Source organism: Gottschalkia purinilytica (assembly GCF_001190785.1).
Taxonomy (GTDB): Bacteria; Bacillota; Clostridia; order Tissierellales; family Gottschalkiaceae; genus Gottschalkia_A; species Gottschalkia_A purinilytica.
This window is the reverse complement of the sequence record NZ_LGSS01000011.1, coordinates 25,427-42,900: the sequence shown is the minus strand read 5'-3', so window position 1 is coordinate 42,900 and position 17,474 is coordinate 25,427. Positions and strand designations below refer to the sequence as shown.

The 17,474-nt window shown below is 28.5% G+C and carries 14 protein-coding genes and 1 tRNA gene; all 15 read right to left on the bottom strand.

Annotated elements, in window-relative coordinates; translation table 11 throughout:
• Positions 1 to 213: 213 nt before the first annotated feature.
• Positions 214 to 1,293, bottom strand: a complete 1,080-nt coding sequence (locus CLPU_RS11355; RefSeq protein ID WP_050355783.1) for an ABC transporter substrate-binding protein — start codon at positions 1,291 to 1,293, stop codon at positions 214 to 216.
• A gap of 186 nt (positions 1,294 to 1,479) precedes the next feature.
• A complete protein-coding gene (locus tag CLPU_RS11350) occupies positions 1,480 to 2,559 on the bottom strand; it encodes an ABC transporter substrate-binding protein (protein ID WP_050355782.1) in 1,080 nt (359 codons plus the stop codon).
• A gap of 111 nt (positions 2,560 to 2,670) precedes the next feature.
• Positions 2,671 to 3,729 (bottom strand): ABC transporter ATP-binding protein, encoded by a 1,059-nt coding sequence (locus CLPU_RS11345; RefSeq protein ID WP_050355781.1) that lies wholly within the window; start codon positions 3,727 to 3,729, stop codon positions 2,671 to 2,673.
• A gap of 15 nt (positions 3,730 to 3,744) precedes the next feature.
• Positions 3,745 to 4,533 carry an ABC transporter permease gene (locus CLPU_RS11340; protein ID WP_050355780.1) on the bottom strand — a complete coding sequence of 263 codons (789 nt, stop codon included), beginning with the start codon at positions 4,531 to 4,533 and terminating at the stop codon, positions 3,745 to 3,747.
• A 4-nt stretch (positions 4,534 to 4,537) separates the two neighbouring features.
• Positions 4,538 to 5,365 (bottom strand): ABC transporter permease, encoded by an 828-nt coding sequence (locus CLPU_RS11335; protein WP_050355779.1) that lies wholly within the window; start codon positions 5,363 to 5,365, stop codon positions 4,538 to 4,540.
• A gap of 159 nt (positions 5,366 to 5,524) precedes the next feature.
• On the bottom strand, positions 5,525 to 6,454 hold the full coding sequence (locus CLPU_RS11330) for a nucleoside hydrolase (RefSeq protein ID WP_200898574.1): 930 nt from the start codon (positions 6,452 to 6,454) through the stop codon (positions 5,525 to 5,527).
• A 13-nt stretch (positions 6,455 to 6,467) separates the two neighbouring features.
• Positions 6,468 to 7,469: a LacI family DNA-binding transcriptional regulator gene (locus CLPU_RS11325; protein ID WP_050355778.1), complete on the bottom strand. Its 1,002-nt coding sequence runs from the start codon at positions 7,467 to 7,469 to the stop codon at positions 6,468 to 6,470.
• Positions 7,470 to 8,407: 938 nt separating this feature from the next.
• A complete protein-coding gene (gene clpX, locus CLPU_RS11320) occupies positions 8,408 to 9,685 on the bottom strand; it encodes an ATP-dependent Clp protease ATP-binding subunit ClpX (protein ID WP_050355777.1) in 1,278 nt (425 codons plus the stop codon).
• Between the two features lie 21 nt (positions 9,686 to 9,706).
• Positions 9,707 to 10,291 carry an ATP-dependent Clp endopeptidase proteolytic subunit ClpP gene (gene clpP, locus CLPU_RS11315; protein WP_050355776.1) on the bottom strand — a complete coding sequence of 195 codons (585 nt, stop codon included), beginning with the start codon at positions 10,289 to 10,291 and terminating at the stop codon, positions 9,707 to 9,709.
• A 41-nt stretch (positions 10,292 to 10,332) separates the two neighbouring features.
• Positions 10,333 to 11,619 carry a trigger factor gene (tig, locus tag CLPU_RS11310; RefSeq protein ID WP_050355775.1) on the bottom strand — a complete coding sequence of 429 codons (1,287 nt, stop codon included), beginning with the start codon at positions 11,617 to 11,619 and terminating at the stop codon, positions 10,333 to 10,335.
• A 368-nt stretch (positions 11,620 to 11,987) separates the two neighbouring features.
• Positions 11,988 to 12,072, bottom strand: a tRNA-Leu gene (locus CLPU_RS11305).
• 88 nt (positions 12,073 to 12,160) lie between these two features.
• Entirely contained in the window at positions 12,161 to 13,132 is a 972-nt protein-coding gene (locus CLPU_RS11300; RefSeq protein ID WP_050355774.1) for a tocopherol cyclase family protein, read from the bottom strand.
• A 168-nt stretch (positions 13,133 to 13,300) separates the two neighbouring features.
• Positions 13,301 to 14,374 carry an NAD(P)H-dependent flavin oxidoreductase gene (locus CLPU_RS11295; RefSeq protein WP_050355773.1) on the bottom strand — a complete coding sequence of 358 codons (1,074 nt, stop codon included), beginning with the start codon at positions 14,372 to 14,374 and terminating at the stop codon, positions 13,301 to 13,303.
• Positions 14,375 to 14,535: 161 nt separating this feature from the next.
• Positions 14,536 to 14,700 carry a zinc-ribbon domain-containing protein gene (locus CLPU_RS11290; RefSeq protein WP_050355772.1) on the bottom strand — a complete coding sequence of 55 codons (165 nt, stop codon included), beginning with the start codon at positions 14,698 to 14,700 and terminating at the stop codon, positions 14,536 to 14,538.
• 187 nt (positions 14,701 to 14,887) lie between these two features.
• Complete coding sequence (locus CLPU_RS11285) at positions 14,888 to 17,248, bottom strand: ATP-dependent DNA helicase (RefSeq protein ID WP_050355771.1); 2,361 nt, start codon at positions 17,246 to 17,248, stop codon at positions 14,888 to 14,890.
• Positions 17,249 to 17,474: the final 226 nt, after the last annotated feature.

The following is a 17,474-nucleotide window of genomic DNA, read 5'->3' as shown; positions in this document are numbered from 1 at the left end:
CTGATTTTATGTTTTTATGTAAACTTAATACCAGTTTATTACCTATTATAACATTTTTGTTATATTATACAAATTAAGTTTCATTAAATTTCTTTTTGCTTATTTCGATATCTAAAAATCTCTTATTTTATCTAGTCTAGTAATTTCTACTAAAAAATAAGAGATTTTTTTATAAAACAATCTCTTATCCGTTAATTTAATATGTATTCTTATTTATTGCATATCAGTGCTTATTTCTTTGTTCCATCTTTCAATCCATTTTTCCAAAGATTTATTTATATATTTCCAATCTACCATTTTTAAATTTTTTATAGTTTCTTCTCCATAGACAAGTCCTTCTGCTTCTTCAGGGGTTAACTTTACTTTCTTGTTAGCAGGAGAATCTATTTTATCAAGAGCTTGAGCTTTTTGTACCTCCTCACTTAAAAACCAATTTACAAACTCTTCTGCTAATTTTTTCTTCTTTGTTCCCTTGACTATATTTATAGTATTGACTATTGCATATGAACCTTCTTTTGGATCTACCCATTTTACTGTTGGAATAACTTCTTTAATGCTTTCAAACTCAAAGCTATGTCCTCCCATAACTTTAACTTTTCCCTGATTCATTGCATTTATAATTTCTGAAGATTTATCATCAAACCTTGAATCATTTTCACTTAGCTCTTTCATTTTTTCGAAAGCTTTATCTTCATCCTCTTTAATATCTGCCCCTGCTTGTTCAGCCGCCATTAATAACACCATAGGACCTGATGTAGTTGTTATGTTGGGTAATGACATTTTCCCTTTTAGATCTGGTCTCCATAAATCTCCCCATGATTCTATTGGATCCTTTATATCTTCTGAGTCATAAATTATACCAAAACTTCCTATAGTATATGCAGGTCCATAATCTTTTCCTAATGGATATTTGGCTACATCATATAGGTTTTCTATGTTAGGTATATTTTTGTGGTTCATTTTTTCAAATAAACCTTCTTCTATTGCCTGCATTGCATAATAGTCTGCTAGTAATATTACATCGGCTCTGTTATTATCTTTTTTTAACCTATTAAATCTCTCAATATTATTCCCAAATTCAAGAATTACTTTTACATTATGCTTTTTTTCAAATGGCTTAATTGCATTTTCTCTAAGAAGATCTTCATTTAAATTAAATATTGAAATTATTAGTGTTTCTTTGTTTTCTTTTCCTATAGTTTCAATATTTTTATTATTACATCCTGATATCCCCAATATCAGTACTGAGAAGCTTACAATAATTAAAATTATTTTTTTCCCTAATTTTCTCATTTCATACCCCTTAAATTTTGTATATTTGTATTTTTTTTACATCATTTCATTATTTATAATATCATAATTAACTAATTGTGTAAATAATTACAAATTACCATTTATTATATCAAAATAGTCCTATTTTTTTAAAAAACAAGAGCTTGCCCCACAGACAAGCTCTTGTTTTTTATTATGTATTTTTATTTATTTCTTTATAGAAATTACTTCTTTATTCCATCTTTCTATCCATTTTTCTAAAGAATCATTTATATACTTCCAATCTGCTACATTTAGTTTTTCTATAGTCTCTTTTCCATAAACAAGTCCTTCCGCTTGTTCTTCAGTTAATTTTACATTTTTATTAACTGGTGAATCTATTTTATCTATAGCTTGAACTTTTTGTATGTCCTCACTTAACAACCAGTTTATATATTCTTCTGCAAGCTTTTTGTTTTTTGTTCCTTTTACTATATTTATAGTGTTAATTATTGCATATGAACCTTCTTTTGGATCCACCCATTTAGAATTAGGTGCAGCATCTTTTGTAGCTTGTGATTCAAAACTGAATGCTCCTAATGCTTCAACTTCTCCTCTTGCAATCATATTTATTGAATCTGAAGACTTATCACTAAATTTCAATGTATTTTTACTTAATTCTTTTAGCTTTTCAAAAACCTTATCTTCATCTTTTTTAATATCTACTCCTGCTTGCTCTGCTGCAATCATTAATAAATATGGTCCTCCTGTAGTTGTGATATCTGGTAAAAGTATTTTATCCTTTAAATCAGGTCTCCATAAGTCTCCCCAAGATGTTATTGGGTTTTGAACCTTATCTTTATCATACATTATACCGAAGCTTGCCACCGCATATGCAGGTCCATAATCTTCTCCTAATGGAGCTTTCGCTATATCATAAAGATTCTCTATATTAGGTATATTTTTAGGATTTATTTTTTCAAATGCTCCTTCTTCTATACCTTGCATAGAATGATAAGCTGAAAAAACAGCAACATCAGCTTTACTAGCTCCCATCTTAAGTTTAGAAATTCTATCTGCATTACTTCCAAGCTCAAAAACGACTTTTACATTATGCTTTTTTTCAAACGGTTCTATAACATTTTTTCTATATAGATCTTCGTTAAACCCAAACATTGATATAGTTAATGTTTTCTCTTCATTTTTTCCTACAGTTTCACTGTTTTTAGTCTGACATCCTACTAATCCCAATGTTAGCATTGATACACTCAAAATAATTGAGCTTACCTTTCTTATTGATTTTTTCATAAAGCTATCCCCCCTGTTAATTATATATTGGATAATTATAATATCATAACCGCCCATTTATGTAAATATATGTATCGTTTTATATAATAAAGCAATTATGTGTTTTATATCCTATTCCTTTATTAAAATTATCTTATCTGGAGATAAAAATAATTTAATGCTTTCTCCAACTTCATATATTTTAGAAGCATTATCATTTACTATAAATTCTCCTAGCTCAGTTTTAACTGAATACTGGAATTGCTTCCCTAAAAATGTCCTTACTCTTACTATACCCTTTATTACGTTCTCTTCATTTTTTCCGTCATCTATTATTTTAATATCATCTGGTCTTATAGCTCCTTTTTTGACTTTAAAGTCATAACTTGATAGATTCTTAACTTTAAATATATATCCAGTATTTGTTTTTAACTTTATATATTCATTATTCTCTTCTAACCAATCTAAATCTAAAAAGTTTTCAAAGCCTACAAAATCAGCTACAAATTGAGTCTTAGGATAGTTATATATAGTAGCTGGATCATCTAGTTGTTCTATAACTCCTTTATTCATAACTGCCACTTTATCAGATATTGAAAAACACTCTTCTTGATCATGAGTTACATAGACTGTTGTAATTCCTAATTCTTGTTGTATTCTTCTAATCTCAACTCTCATTTTTACCCTTAACTTAGCATCCAGATTACTTAAAGGTTCATCTAAAAGCAAAAGGTCTGGATTTATAACTAGTGCCCTAGCTAATGCAACTCTTTGTTTTTGTCCACCTGATAATTCCCCTGGATATCTATTTTCAAGATCTTTTAAATCCACTGTTTCTATTATTTTAAGAGTTCTTTCTTTTATATGCGATTTTTCTAATTTTCTTAATTTTAGTCCAAATGCTATATTTTCTAATACTGTTAAATGAGGAAATAACGCATAACTCTGAAATACGAATCCAAAATTTCTTTTATGTACTGGTATCATAGTATAGTCTTTTTTATTAAACAGAAATTTTCCACTTTTAGCTTCATTGAATCCTGCTATTAATCTTAGTGTAGTCGTTTTACCACATCCACTAGGACCTAGTAAAGATACTAACTCTCCCTTTTCTACATTTAGATTTAGATCTTTTAATATTACATTTTTACCATATGCTACTGATATGTCTTGTAATTCTATAAGTGACATGCTATTCCCCCGATCTTATTTGGTAAAGTGACTTAATCCCAGTGTCCTTTCTATTATGTACATAAGTATCGCCGTTACTATCATCATCAATGTTGATAATGCAGAAACTGTAGGATCAAAATAAAACTCAACATAACTGAGCATTTGTATTGGTAGTGTACTTATACCTGGTCCTACTAAGAATAATGATACTGGAACATCATTAAATGAATTTATAAAAGCTAGTATGAAAGCTGCTATAACCCCCGATTTAATATTTGGGAGCACTATAGTAAAAAATGTTCTAACTTTACTCGCTCCTAAACTTATAGATGCTTCTTCTATTGAATAGTCAAAGCTAGTTAGACTTGATGATATAACTCTTATTATATAAGGAATTACTATTATCACATGACCTATTAATAGACTCATATATATAGGTAGTTTTAACACTAAAATTAGGTATCTTAAAAGTGCAAAGCCTAAGATAATACCTGGTATTAGAATCGGTGATAGGAAAAAGCTATTTAATACATTTTTAAATCTGAATTCATATCTGCTTAAAATATATGCTGATGGTATTCCTATCAACATTGCTATTAGAGTAGATAAAATTGAGATTTCTAAGCTTACTTTGAATGAGTTTCTAAACATTTCATATTTAAAAACATTATGAAACCATTTTAGAGAAAAACTTTTAGGTGGAAATGCAAGATAACTTTCTCCTGCAAACGAAGTGCCAATTATTATAATCAGAGGTATTACTATAAATATAAATACTAATATAGTAAAAAATTTACTTACTTTTCCCGTTCCCTGATTCATGATATCACCCCTTTGGATTCAATTTTTTAGCTATGTTATTTATAACAAATGTTATTATTAACGTTGTAACTATCATTATAGCTGATACTAAAGATGCTGTATCCCAGTCATAAACAGTTACAGCATTTTGATATATTACAGTTGCTAAAACTTGTGTATTTGATCCTCCTAATAGCTGTGGAGTAGTATATCCTGTCAAGCTACCTATAAATACTAATACACTACCTATGATAAGTCCTGGTATACTAAGTGGTAATATGATTTTTAGGAATCCTTTTGATCTAGTTGCACCTAAACTTTCTGATGCCGCTAGCAAATCTTTGTCTATATTCTCCATAACTCCAATCAATGATAATATCATAAGAGGTAAAAATAAATATACCAGCCCTACTATAATAGCAAACTCACTATATAGCAATGATAATGGATGCTTAATCAAACCTATTTTCATTAGTAGAGTATTGATTGTACCATTTTTACCCAATAAAACTATAAAGCTAAATGAACGAACTATTGGATTCGTCAGTTGTGGAAAAACTACTAACGCCATCAATATTCCTTTTTTTCTTCCATCTATGTTACTCATATAATAAGCTGTTGGGAATCCTATAAGTGCGCATACTATAGTAGTTATAAGTGATATTCTTAAAGTTCTAATATATATTTGAATATAATAAGGATCTTTGAAAAAATTTACATATTTATTAATTGTATATCCATCTGTATCTTTGAATGTTCCAATCATAAGTGACATTAGTGGTATAACAACAAATACAAATAAAAATATAACTCCTGGAACTAATAAAAGATAATTAAATCTTTTACTATTCATGTTTTAAATATCCCCCTCTACCTACATGTCTACTTCACTTTTATCAATTATCTCTATGTATGATTTCAATTACCTTTCTAATGATGCTTGTACAATTTTTATTCATTTTAATAAATATCATAATCTTTTACTTTACTCTTATGGTACTTTTTCCTAATATTAACTCTGAATAACATCTAAAAACATTGATACAAATCTATTGCTATCTACTTCCAAGCAAACTTCTACATTAGGTTCTCTTCCCGATCTTCCAAAAAAATCACATATTGTCTGTCCATCGCAGTGTTCACTTTTAGTTTCAACATCTACAAAAAGTTTTTTAGTTTTAACTAAACTTTCATCTATAGCTACTCCTACTGCTAATGGGTCATGTAAAGCACAACACTTTATTTCATTATTACCTGAATACATGTCTATGTAGTATTTACCTATTTCTTTAACAAGGCTTGTTACTTTCTCATCTCCTTCTATGGATTTAAGTTGTTCTTCCATAAGTAGTGTTTTTCTTGTTACATCTAGTCCTACCATTTTAATTGGTACTCCACTATTAAATACTATTTTCGCACTTTCAGGATCCGCATATATGTTAAATTCAGATACTAGACTCTCATTTCCTAGTGCAGTTGTAACTCCTCCCATTGTTACAATTTCTTTAATATACTTTGCTATTTCAGGTTCTTTTCTAAGTGCCATAGCAACATTAGTCATTGGAGCTAATAAAACTAAAGTTATTTCTCCTTTATTTCTCATAACTTCATCTATAATATAATCTACTCCATGTTGTTTATGCTTATACTCAACTTCTAAGTCCTCCAATGCGCCAGCTAGTCCATTATTTCCATGTACTTCTTCACAGAAACAAGTATCTCTTATTAATGGTTGACTACATCCTCTATAAACTTGGATATCTTCTCTTCCTATCGTTTTCAAAACTCTTAATGTATTTTTAGTAGAATAGTCAATTGATGTATTCCCTGCTACAGTCGTAATACCCATTACATCAAGTTTTTTGCTTTTAATTGCTAGCATAATAGCCATAGCATCATCTATACCTGTGTCTACATCAATAATAACTTTTTTCATACTCATTATATATCCCCCTTTAGATTTTTTTACTAACACTTTCTCTTACAATTATTTTTGGTGTCAACTTAATTTCTCTATATTTATTTTCTTCTTCTAGAATTTGATCCATTATTAATTCTATAGAGATTTTACTCATTTCAGATATTGGTTGCTCTATAGTAGTTAGCTTTGGAGTAGTAAGAGATGACAAACCTACATTATCAAATCCTATTACAGATATTTCTTCTGGAACATCTATTCCCTTCTTTGATAGATAATTTATTGCACCTATGGCCATAAGGTCATTCGCTACAAAAACAGCATCTATTTTTACTTTTCTATCTATGAGCTGTTTCATGGCATTAAATCCACTTTCTATTTGAAAATCACCATAGCTTATCAAATTTTTATCAATCTCTACATTTTTACTTTTAAGAAATTTTATATATCCTTTTTTCCTATCTAGCGAAGTCTTAGTATTGTTCGGACCTCCTATAAAAGCTATATTTTTATGCCCATTGTCCATCAAATATTTAGTTGCTAAAAAAGCTCCTTTTATATTATCCACCATCACCGTATCTATTTGTAATTTATCCATTCCTCTGTCTAAAACCACTACTGGTATATTCATACTTTTCACTTTTTTTATACCTTCATCACCATCAATAACTGTTCCATATATTATACCGTCTACCCTCTTTTGATTAAGAACCTCTAAATATCTTATTTCTTTGTCTATCTCGCCATTGGTACTACATAAAAATACGCTATAGTCATACTTACTAGCTGCATCTTCTACTGCTTTTGCTATATTTGCAAAATATGGATTAGTGATATCTGGTAATAATAGTCCTATTGTTTTTGTTACATCGGTTACTAATCCTCTAGCTAAGGCATTGGGATTATAGTTTAATTCTTTTATAACTTTTAAGATTCTTTCTTTTGTTTCTTCCTTAACATATCCACTATTATTTAAAACACGTGATACTGTAGTTATAGACGTATTAGCAAGTTTCGCAACGTCTTTTATATTAGCCATATCTCACCTCAACTATGTGATAAAATTTCTTTAGATTTATCTTATCCTTATTATAAACTTTAGCTCTGGAAAAGCAAAAGTTTAATTGATAATACTGCCAAAAAATAAAAGTTGGCATAAATCTTTCCTTAGTGTTAAATAAAAGCTATCACACAAGTAAAAAACACTGAGATAAGAACTATGCCAAATACAACTATAAATAGTTTAACTAAATTAAAGAAATTTATAACTACATAAATAACGCAAATTATGGTAATCTAAAATACAATTAAATCATTTATTTCTTTCAACTCTAAGTCTTAATATATAAACAATGTAAACTTAATAATAAAATAGTTAAGGATAAAACAATGGTATCAAAATAACTATAACTGACTTTTAAAATCTATTTAGTCAGAAAAAGATATATTTTGATATGTTTAGTATATTAATAATATTTTTATAAATTAAAGTTTAGTTAATAAATCTTTATATTTAACTATAACTGATAATTAAATTTTTAAAGTTATTAGTATTCTAACCTTATAATTTACAATTATATAACTTTTTTATCTCCAATTCCTATTTGGCATGTATTATCTTATTTACTATATGTCTACAATTATATCATAATTTATGTTAATTAGTACTTATGATGTAAATATAGCAAATATTATACATGAATCACATAAGAAATACTACTTCATGCATAATATATACATAATAGACTCAATATTGATATAAAAGCTCTTCATCAGATTCATCTAAAAAAGTCAAATCAATAACTTTTAAATATTGATTTTACCTTTATTTTTTAGACTATTATACTTCTTACTATGGAAAATAATAATGTAAAATTAACAATAAAGATTTTAATAGCAAAATAAAATCCCATGACTATAAGTCTCTTTTAACTTTATAGTCATGGGATAATTTTAAATTTTAGTATTGTCTTATTTTTATGATGCAGTCTCTTTATCTGATTTTTTCACTTGCTTTTTCTTTCTTTTTTCAGAAAGAACTAATGTTGGTTCTTTTTTCTGTGAGATAGTTTCTTTTGTTATGATACACTTCTCTATATCTTCACGAGATGGTATATCATACATAATATCTAACATTGATTCTTCAAGTATTCCTCTTAATCCTCTAGCTCCAGTTTTTCTTTCTATAGCCTTTTCTGCAACTACTTCTAAAGCTTCTTGATCGATCTCAAGTTCAACTTCATCCATTGCAAATAATTCTTTATATTGTTTTACTAAAGCGTTTTTAGGCTTAGTTAATATATCAACCAATGATTTTTTATCAAGTTGATTAAGAGTAACCATAACTGGAAGTCTTCCAACAAATTCTGGTATCAAACCAAATTTCAATAAATCCTCAGGTTGTAAATCTTCTAGTAATTTTCCTAAGTCTTTAATTTCTTTACTTTGAATTTCAGCTCCAAATCCTATAGACTTTTTGCCAGTTCTTCTTTGGATAATACTGTCTATTCCATCAAATGCTCCACCAACTATAAATAATACGTTAGTAGTATCTATTTGTATAAATTCTTGGTGAGGATGCTTTCTTCCTCCTTGCGGAGGAACACTAGCAACGGTTCCTTCAAGAATTTTAAGTAAAGCTTGTTGAACCCCTTCTCCACTAACATCCCTAGTTATAGAAGGATTTTCTGATTTTCTTGCTATTTTATCTATCTCATCTATATAAATTATACCTTTCTCAGCTCTTTCTACATCATAGTCAGCTGACTGAATAAGTTTTAAGAGAATATTCTCAACATCTTCTCCAACATATCCAGCTTCTGTTAAAGAAGTAGCATCAGCTATAGCAAAAGGTACATTTAATATTTTTGCTAAAGTTTGTGCAAGTAGTGTTTTTCCAGATCCAGTAGGTCCTATCATAACTATGTTACTTTTGTGTACCTCAACTTCATTATTTGAAGATTTCTTGTTTATTCTCTTGTAATGGTTATAAACTGCAACAGCTAGAGCTTTTTTAGCTTTATCTTGTTGTACTACATACTCATCTAATATCTCTTTTATTTCTGCTGGTTTTGGAAGATCTTTTAAATCTATATCTATTGCATCTTCAAATTCTTCTTCTATTATTTCTTGACATAATTCTATACACTCATCACAAATATAAACATTAGATGGACCAGCAACAAGTCTTCTCACTTGTTCTTGAGATTTTCCACAAAAAGAGCATTTAAGCTGCTTGTCATCAAATTTTGACATTGTCACACCTCGCTTACAATGTTATTTCTTAAATGTTATAACTTCATCAATTAAACCATACCCTTTAGCCTCTTCAGCAGACATGTAGTTATCTCTGTCTGTATCTTTCTCTATTTTCTCTAGAGGTTGACCTGTCCTTTCACTTAGTATCTTGTTTATTTTATGTTTCATTTTTATTATTCTTTCTGCGTGTATTCTTATGTCCTCTGCTTGCCCTCTAGTTCCCCCAAGTGGCTGATGAATCATAACTTCTGCATTTGGAAGAGCATATCTCTTTCCTTTTGTTCCAGCAGCAAGTAAGAAAGCTCCCATACTGGCAGCCATACCTATGCATATAGTTGAAACATCTGGTTTTATATATTGCATAGTATCATATATAGCAAATCCGGAAGTTATCGATCCTCCTGGACTATTTATATATATTTGTATATCTTTATCTGGATCCTCTGCTTCCAAGAACAAAAGTTGTGCTACTACTAGACTAGCAGTAACGTCATTTATTTCATCATTTATAAAGATAATTCTATCTTTTAAAAGTCTAGAATAAATATCATATGACCTTTCCCCTCTATTTGTTTGTTCAACGACTACTGGTACCAAAGCCATATTTATCCCCTCCTGAAAATTGCTTATTAGACAACTAACTTTTAAACTAATTTAGCACTATCTACTAAAAAGTCTATTGCCTTTCTTTTAATTATTCCCATTTTTATATAATCTAAATCATTTTCATCTAAGTTCTTTGTGAACTTATCTACATCTTGACCATATTGCTTAGATAATTTTTCTATCTCATTATTTAGTTCTTCTTCACTAGCTTCAATTCCTTCTTTTTTACCTATAGCTTCTATTACTAAATCACCTTTTACAAACTTTTCAGCATCTTCTTTGAATTGTGCTCTAAAATCACTAAATTCCATACCTGTTAATTCAAGATATTTTGATAGATCTAAACCTTGATAGCTTAGTCTATAACCAAATTCATTTACATTAACATCTATTTGTCTTTCAATCATAGCTTCTGGAATTTCAACTTCGCTTAATTCACAAGCTTTTTCTATAATTTTATTTTCTATTTCTACTTTTTCTTTATTTTTAGCTTGTTCTTCTAATCTTACTTTTATATCTTTTTTTAGTTCTTCTAATGTATCAAATTCACTAACATCTTTAGCTAACTCGTCATCTAACTCAGGTAATTCTTTTACTTTTATTTCATGTATTGTTACTTTAAATATAGCTTCTTTTCCTGCTAAGTTTTCAGCATGATATTCTTCTGGGAAAGTTACTTTTACTTCTACTTCCTCATCTTTGTTTTTTCCAACTAATTGTTCTTCAAATCCTGGAATAAATGCTCCTGATCCTATTTCTAGTGTTTGATTTTCAGCTGTTCCACCTTCGAATTGCTCTTCTCCTACAAACCCAGAATAATCTATAGTAAGTATATCTCCCTCTTTAACAGGTCTATCTTCTGCTTCAATTATTCTTGCATTTCTATTTTGTATTGTTTTTAATTCTTCATTAACATCTTCATCAGTAACATTATACTCAACTTTTTCTACTTCTATACCTTTATAGTCTCCTAGATTTACTTCAGGTTTAACTGTAACATCTACTACAAATACTACCGGTTTTCCTTTTTCTATAGCTTCAACATCTAAATCTGGTCTAGCAACTGGATCTAATCCGTGTTCTTTTATAGCTGCTTCGTATACTTCAGGGAATATTATATTTATAGCTTCTTCATAAAATACTCCTTCTCCATAGTTTAATTCTATAATTTTTCTTGGAGCTTTTCCCTTTCTAAATCCATGAATATTGAATTTGCCTTTGTTTTTGTTATAAGCACTTTGTACTCCTTTTTCAAAAGTTTGTGCATCTACTTCGATCTTTAGTGTAACTTGATTCTTTTCCTTTTTTTCAATTTTTGAACTCATTAAAAATTCCTCCTTAGATTTTATAAATTATCCAACAAGCTTATTCTTCTTTTAACTTATTCTTCTTTTAAAATATAATTAACGTTCATTTAGTTTATAATGGTTAAATATGACGCTACAGATAGATATATTCAAATAAAAAAGCAATTTTTAGAGTTTATAGGCTGTCCTTTATTCTAAGTACCTAAAACGTTGTTTTCATAATTAACCATTATATTATAACACAAAATTTTTTGATGTCCAATGTTGGAAATGACCGTATTTATAAATGTATTCATCTATTAAATTTGTTACTTATTAAGTATATTATACGAACCAGCATATATATGTGAATATGAAAAAAACCAATGGATAATCCATTGGTTAAATGGTGCGGAAGAGAGGACTTGAACCCCCACGCCGTATGGCACTAGATCCTAAGTCTAGCGCGTCTGCCAGTTCCGCCACTTCCGCATGAAGTATTTATTTTTTAATTGTTTTTTAAGGACAAATACTATTATATCACTTTCAAATATAATGTCAATACTTTTTTAAAGTTTTTTTATAAAATTTGCATTTCTCCTCCATACTCTATTCCTGCACAATTACCTACACCTTTAAATATAGTTTCATTTATTTTATTATTAAATAATTCCACAGTTATTTTTCCATTTAAACTTTCATCAACTAATGGTATCATATTACCATCTTTAGGACCTTTACATTGTATGAATTCATATTTATTACTATAAGTCATAACATTTAAATTCAAGCGACCTTTCGTGAAAACTATATTTACATCATTATCTTTTTTTATAATTTTCATCTTACTTCTATTTATAGTTGTGAATTTATAAAACTTATCTTCAACCATAATTGATACTAAAAATCCACTAAAAGTAGTACATATAAAAGGAACTCTTCCTATTGAACATGTAAATGCTACTCTCTTGTTATCAAATGAATTAGATTGTATCCATATCCAAGATTTAGGAAATGATCTTCCCCAATTTTTTTCTATATAGACTTTTCCTCCTGTAAAGTCTATATAATCTCCATTTATGTTTAAACCTCCAATAATATTTCCGTCGATACAACAGACATGACTATAGCACTCCATAAAAGTAAGGTAATTATAAAATCCCATGCTTCCAGGATTAACTATAGAATCTGGCCACTTCTTAACATTTTCAAATTTGATATTACCACTAATATTATCTTTTTCATTATTAATATTAAGACTTATACCACTAAGTGAAAAATTATTATCTTCTATAGCTATAGAAAATTTATCTTTTTTGAATTTAAAACTACTACTATTAAATTTAATATAGTTGTATTTCACTTTTTTACCATCTAAAACCTGAATAAAAGAATGATTGAATTTTAAGCTATTTCCTTTAGCTATTCCTGGTATGAAGGCAAATACATTATCACAGTTTTTATCTACTATTTTAAAATACCATCCTTCAAAAAAATTCTTTTTTCTATTTACACCATGATAAAGATCCGGATTTCTTATTTCTTTAAACATATTTCCTCCTTGACTTTATGATTATACTAATAATCATATTATTTACCAAGTAAGCAAATAAAAATCTCCCTTTATGTATACATAAAGGGAGAAGCTAAATTCTATCGCATTTAAATCTATATTATAACTAGCGTAAATATAAAATATCTTATCTATTAATCGATTATTTTATAAAGCTCCTTCAGCTTCAAGTACTAAGCTAGCCATTAGTTCTTTTACACTGACTATTTTATCAATACGATGAGCATTGCTACCTGCAAACACTAACCCCTCTTCAACATCTCCTTTGACAGAATCAATCAAGGCTTTTGAAATACAATAAGGGGTATTTTTAGGATCACAAGGTCTTAAACAATCATAACATTTCTTAACTGCTATATTACCTTTTTCTAATTTTTGTGTCAGATTATTATATATAGCTCTTCCTGGCATTCCAACTGGACTCTTCACCAGTCCTACTTCACTTGCACTTGCTTTAACATATGCTTGTTTAAAATTTATATGGGCATCACATTCTTCTGTGGCTACAAATCTAGTAGCCATTTGTACTCCTGAAGCGCCTAGTTTAATATACTTAGCTATATCAAATCCATCATATATTCCTCCTGCAGCAATAACAGGAATAGGTTTATTATATTTTTCCTCATAAGGTTTTAATGCAACTATAACATCCTTTACTATTTTTTCTAGTTTAGTAGCTGATTTGCCATTTATTTCCTCTTTGGAAAATCCTAGGTGTCCTCCGGCTTCTGGTCCTTCTACTATTACCATATCTGGTATATAATCAAATTTTCTATCCCACATCTTAGATATCAAAGCCGCTGCTTTACCAGAAGATACTATAGGTGCTAGCTTTGTTTTAGTTTCTTTTATCATTTCTGGTAAATCCATAGGTAATCCTGCTCCTGAAACAATTAAATCTATCTTTTCTTCTATTGCTGTCTTAACCATATCCTTATAGTTTTTTATAGCAACCATAAGATTAACTCCCAAAATACCATTTGGGCTTAGTTCTCTAGCTTTTCTAATATGAGCTCTAAGGGCCCTTATGTTAGCCGCATAACTATTAGTTTCAAAATCAGATTCTTCATATCCAATTTGTACTCCTGATATAACTCCTATTCCACCTTCATTAGCTACAGATGAAGCTAATTTGGATAATGAGACGCCTATCCCCATAGCTCCTTGTACTATTGGAACTTTTGCAACTAAGTCTCCCAACTTTAAAGGAGGTAACTTCATAGCATCTACTCCTAACTTTTTGAATTTTAAAAATATTTTAAGTAAAGTATATATGTCAATTTAAGTTCAGTCAACATATTCTTGAAATAGTTTTAATAGTAAATAACTTACATAAACTAAAAACCTACAAGACATGTCTTGTAGGTTTTATTTAAGTAAAATTATCTTCTAAATCCTCTATTGTTTTGTTGTTTTCTTGCTTTTCTACAATCTGGACATCTTTGAGGTTCATTTTCAAAACCTTTTTCTTTATAGAAAGCTTGTTCTCCTTCAGTGAATATGAATTCTTTACTACAATCTTTACAAACTATTGTTTTATCTGCCATTTCAACATTCCTCCTTTTTTATTTAAATAAGATTTAAAATAGATATACATTGCTTACCAAAAAAGTAGGAATGTTTTTAATCTTCTTAAATCTTAGTAGAAATGACTTAAAAATTTTATCTCCTGTCTAGTATGACACTATTGTAGGAATATTGCAATGATAATTTTATCTGTACCTAGAATTTTTTTTATTTTTCACAAGAGTTTTCTTTCCAAAACTTATCTATTAAATGTTCAGCATGATATGGACTTTTTATAGTTACATTATGAGTCCATTCATTTGGAAAAAGACTTCTATACTTGCTTTGTGAAAATCTATCATCGATAAGTATAATTATTCCTTTGTCTCTTTCTGATCTTATAACCCTTCCTGCACCCTGAAGAACTTTATTCATACCAGGATACATATAAGCATATTCATATCCCATGTTATTCTTAGAGTTAAAATATTCTCTTATAATATTTCTTTCAAGACAAATTTGTGGTAATCCTACCCCTATTATTATTGATCCTATAAGTTTATTACCTTTTAAGTCTATTCCTTCTGAAAATATCCCTCCTAATACTACAAATGCTACAAGTTCATTTTTAGGATTTTCTTCAAACATATTTATAAAATCTTCTTTTTCATTTTCTTTCATATTAAAGTCTTGATAAACACAGTTTATACTTGGATATTTTTCTGTAAATCTCATATATACTTCTTTCATATACTTATAAGAAGGAAAAAATACAAAATAGTTCCCTAGTTTTTGAGATATAATTAGTTTTATATATTCTATTATAATATCGTAAGTTTTATCTCTATCTGTATACCTTGTTGAAATATTATTTACTATAGCTATACATAAATTATCTTTTGCAAAAGGCGAAGCAAGCTTAATAGTATAGTCCTCATCATTTCCTCCTAATATATATCTAAAGTATTTTAACGGAGTAAGAGTTGCCGAAAATAAAATTGTACTTCTTACTTTTTTCATCGTTTCTTCTAATAGGCAAGAAGGATCCAAACAAAATAACTTTATTCTAACATCTCTATCTTCTTTTTCTCCATAGGTTACAAATTTATCATCGTATAGTTCAGATATTCTTAAAAATGACATTACTTCGAAATATAACTCTAAAAGTTCCTTATGTCCGTCTTCTTGTTCATTATTTATGATCCATTCCTCTGCCCTTATTATAAACATTCTTAGTAATGGATATAACTCTAATTCTTCTTCTGAATCTATAAAATATCCTTTATCTTCACATTTTTTTCTTGTTTGATTCATAAAAGAGTTAATTTTTGAAAGAGATTTATATATATTTAAATCAATATTTTTGAAAATATTTCTCATTTCTAAAAATTTCTTCTTATTTAATTCTGCCGAAAACATATCTCTAGCTCTGTCTACTAGATTATGACACTCATCTATTAAAAAAGTATAACCCTCAGATTCTTCTTCGAAAAATCTCTTTAAGCTAGCTCTAGGATCGAAAGCATAGTTATAGTCACATATAATACAATCAGTCCACAAGCTTAAATCTAGAGAAAATTCAAAAGGACAAACTTTATATTTTCTAGCATATATTTCTACGATATCTCTAGTTATTATATTCTCACTTTTTAAAACATCAAGTACTGCTTCATTTACTCTATTAAAATGTCCCTTAGCATACTCACAATTTTCTGGGTTACAGATAGTTTCATCTTTAAAACATATTTTTTCTTTAGCTGTAAGAGTTATTGTTTTTATATATAGCCCTTTTTTCGTCATTACATTAAATGCTTCCTCTGCTACTTGTCTAGCTATAGTTTTTGCAGTTAAATAGAATATTTTAGATGTTATCCCTTCACCTATGGCTTTCACAGTAGGAAATATAGTAGATATGGTTTTTCCTATTCCAGTAGGTGCTTGTACAAATAATTTCTTTTTATCTAATATAGTCTTGTAAACTGAAATTGCTAATTCTCTTTGTCCTTTTCTATAGCTCTCAAAAGGAAATGTTAAAGCCCTTATAGACTCATCTCTCTTCTTTGATATTTCATTAGTTAAATTAGCCCAAACCACATATTTATCTACTAAATCATAAAAAAACAATTCTAATTCATCTATTTTAAACTCTTTTTCAAGATATTTTACTTCCTCTGTATCTATATTAAAGTAGGTTAACTGTATTGATATCTCTTTTAAATTATTTTGTCTTCCATATATGTATCCGTAACATTTAGCTTGTGCCCAATGAAGAGAGTTATAATTTTCATCTATACTTTCTAAAGGTCTAGTAGTCGACTTTATTTCATCTATCAATACCTTATCATCTATATGAACTATGCCGTCTGCTCTTCCTTCTACAATAAAAACAAATCCTCCATATTCCAATGCGTATGACAAGTGAACTTCAGATTTATAGTTTTCACCAGCATTTTTTTGTACTTTCTGATGAGCTTTAGTTCCTTCTAATGCTCTATTTGCACTCATAAATCTTACATTCAAATCTCCAGAACGAAGAACAAATTCCACTAAATTTCTAACAGATATTTTTATAGTATTTTCACTTAGCATATAAACCAACCTTTTTTATTTACTATCATTTTAATTTTCATAGTTTCTTACAAAAGAAAGTTTAAAGTTTTTACTTTAATTTTTTTATTATAGTTAATATAAGTATATATTAAAGTTATAATTTAGACTTGCTGCTTATTTTCTAAGTAAGTATTATAGACTAATATTATCATAATATAGAATTTAGATAAGTAGATTTAATATGTTAAGAATTTCATTTTACTTG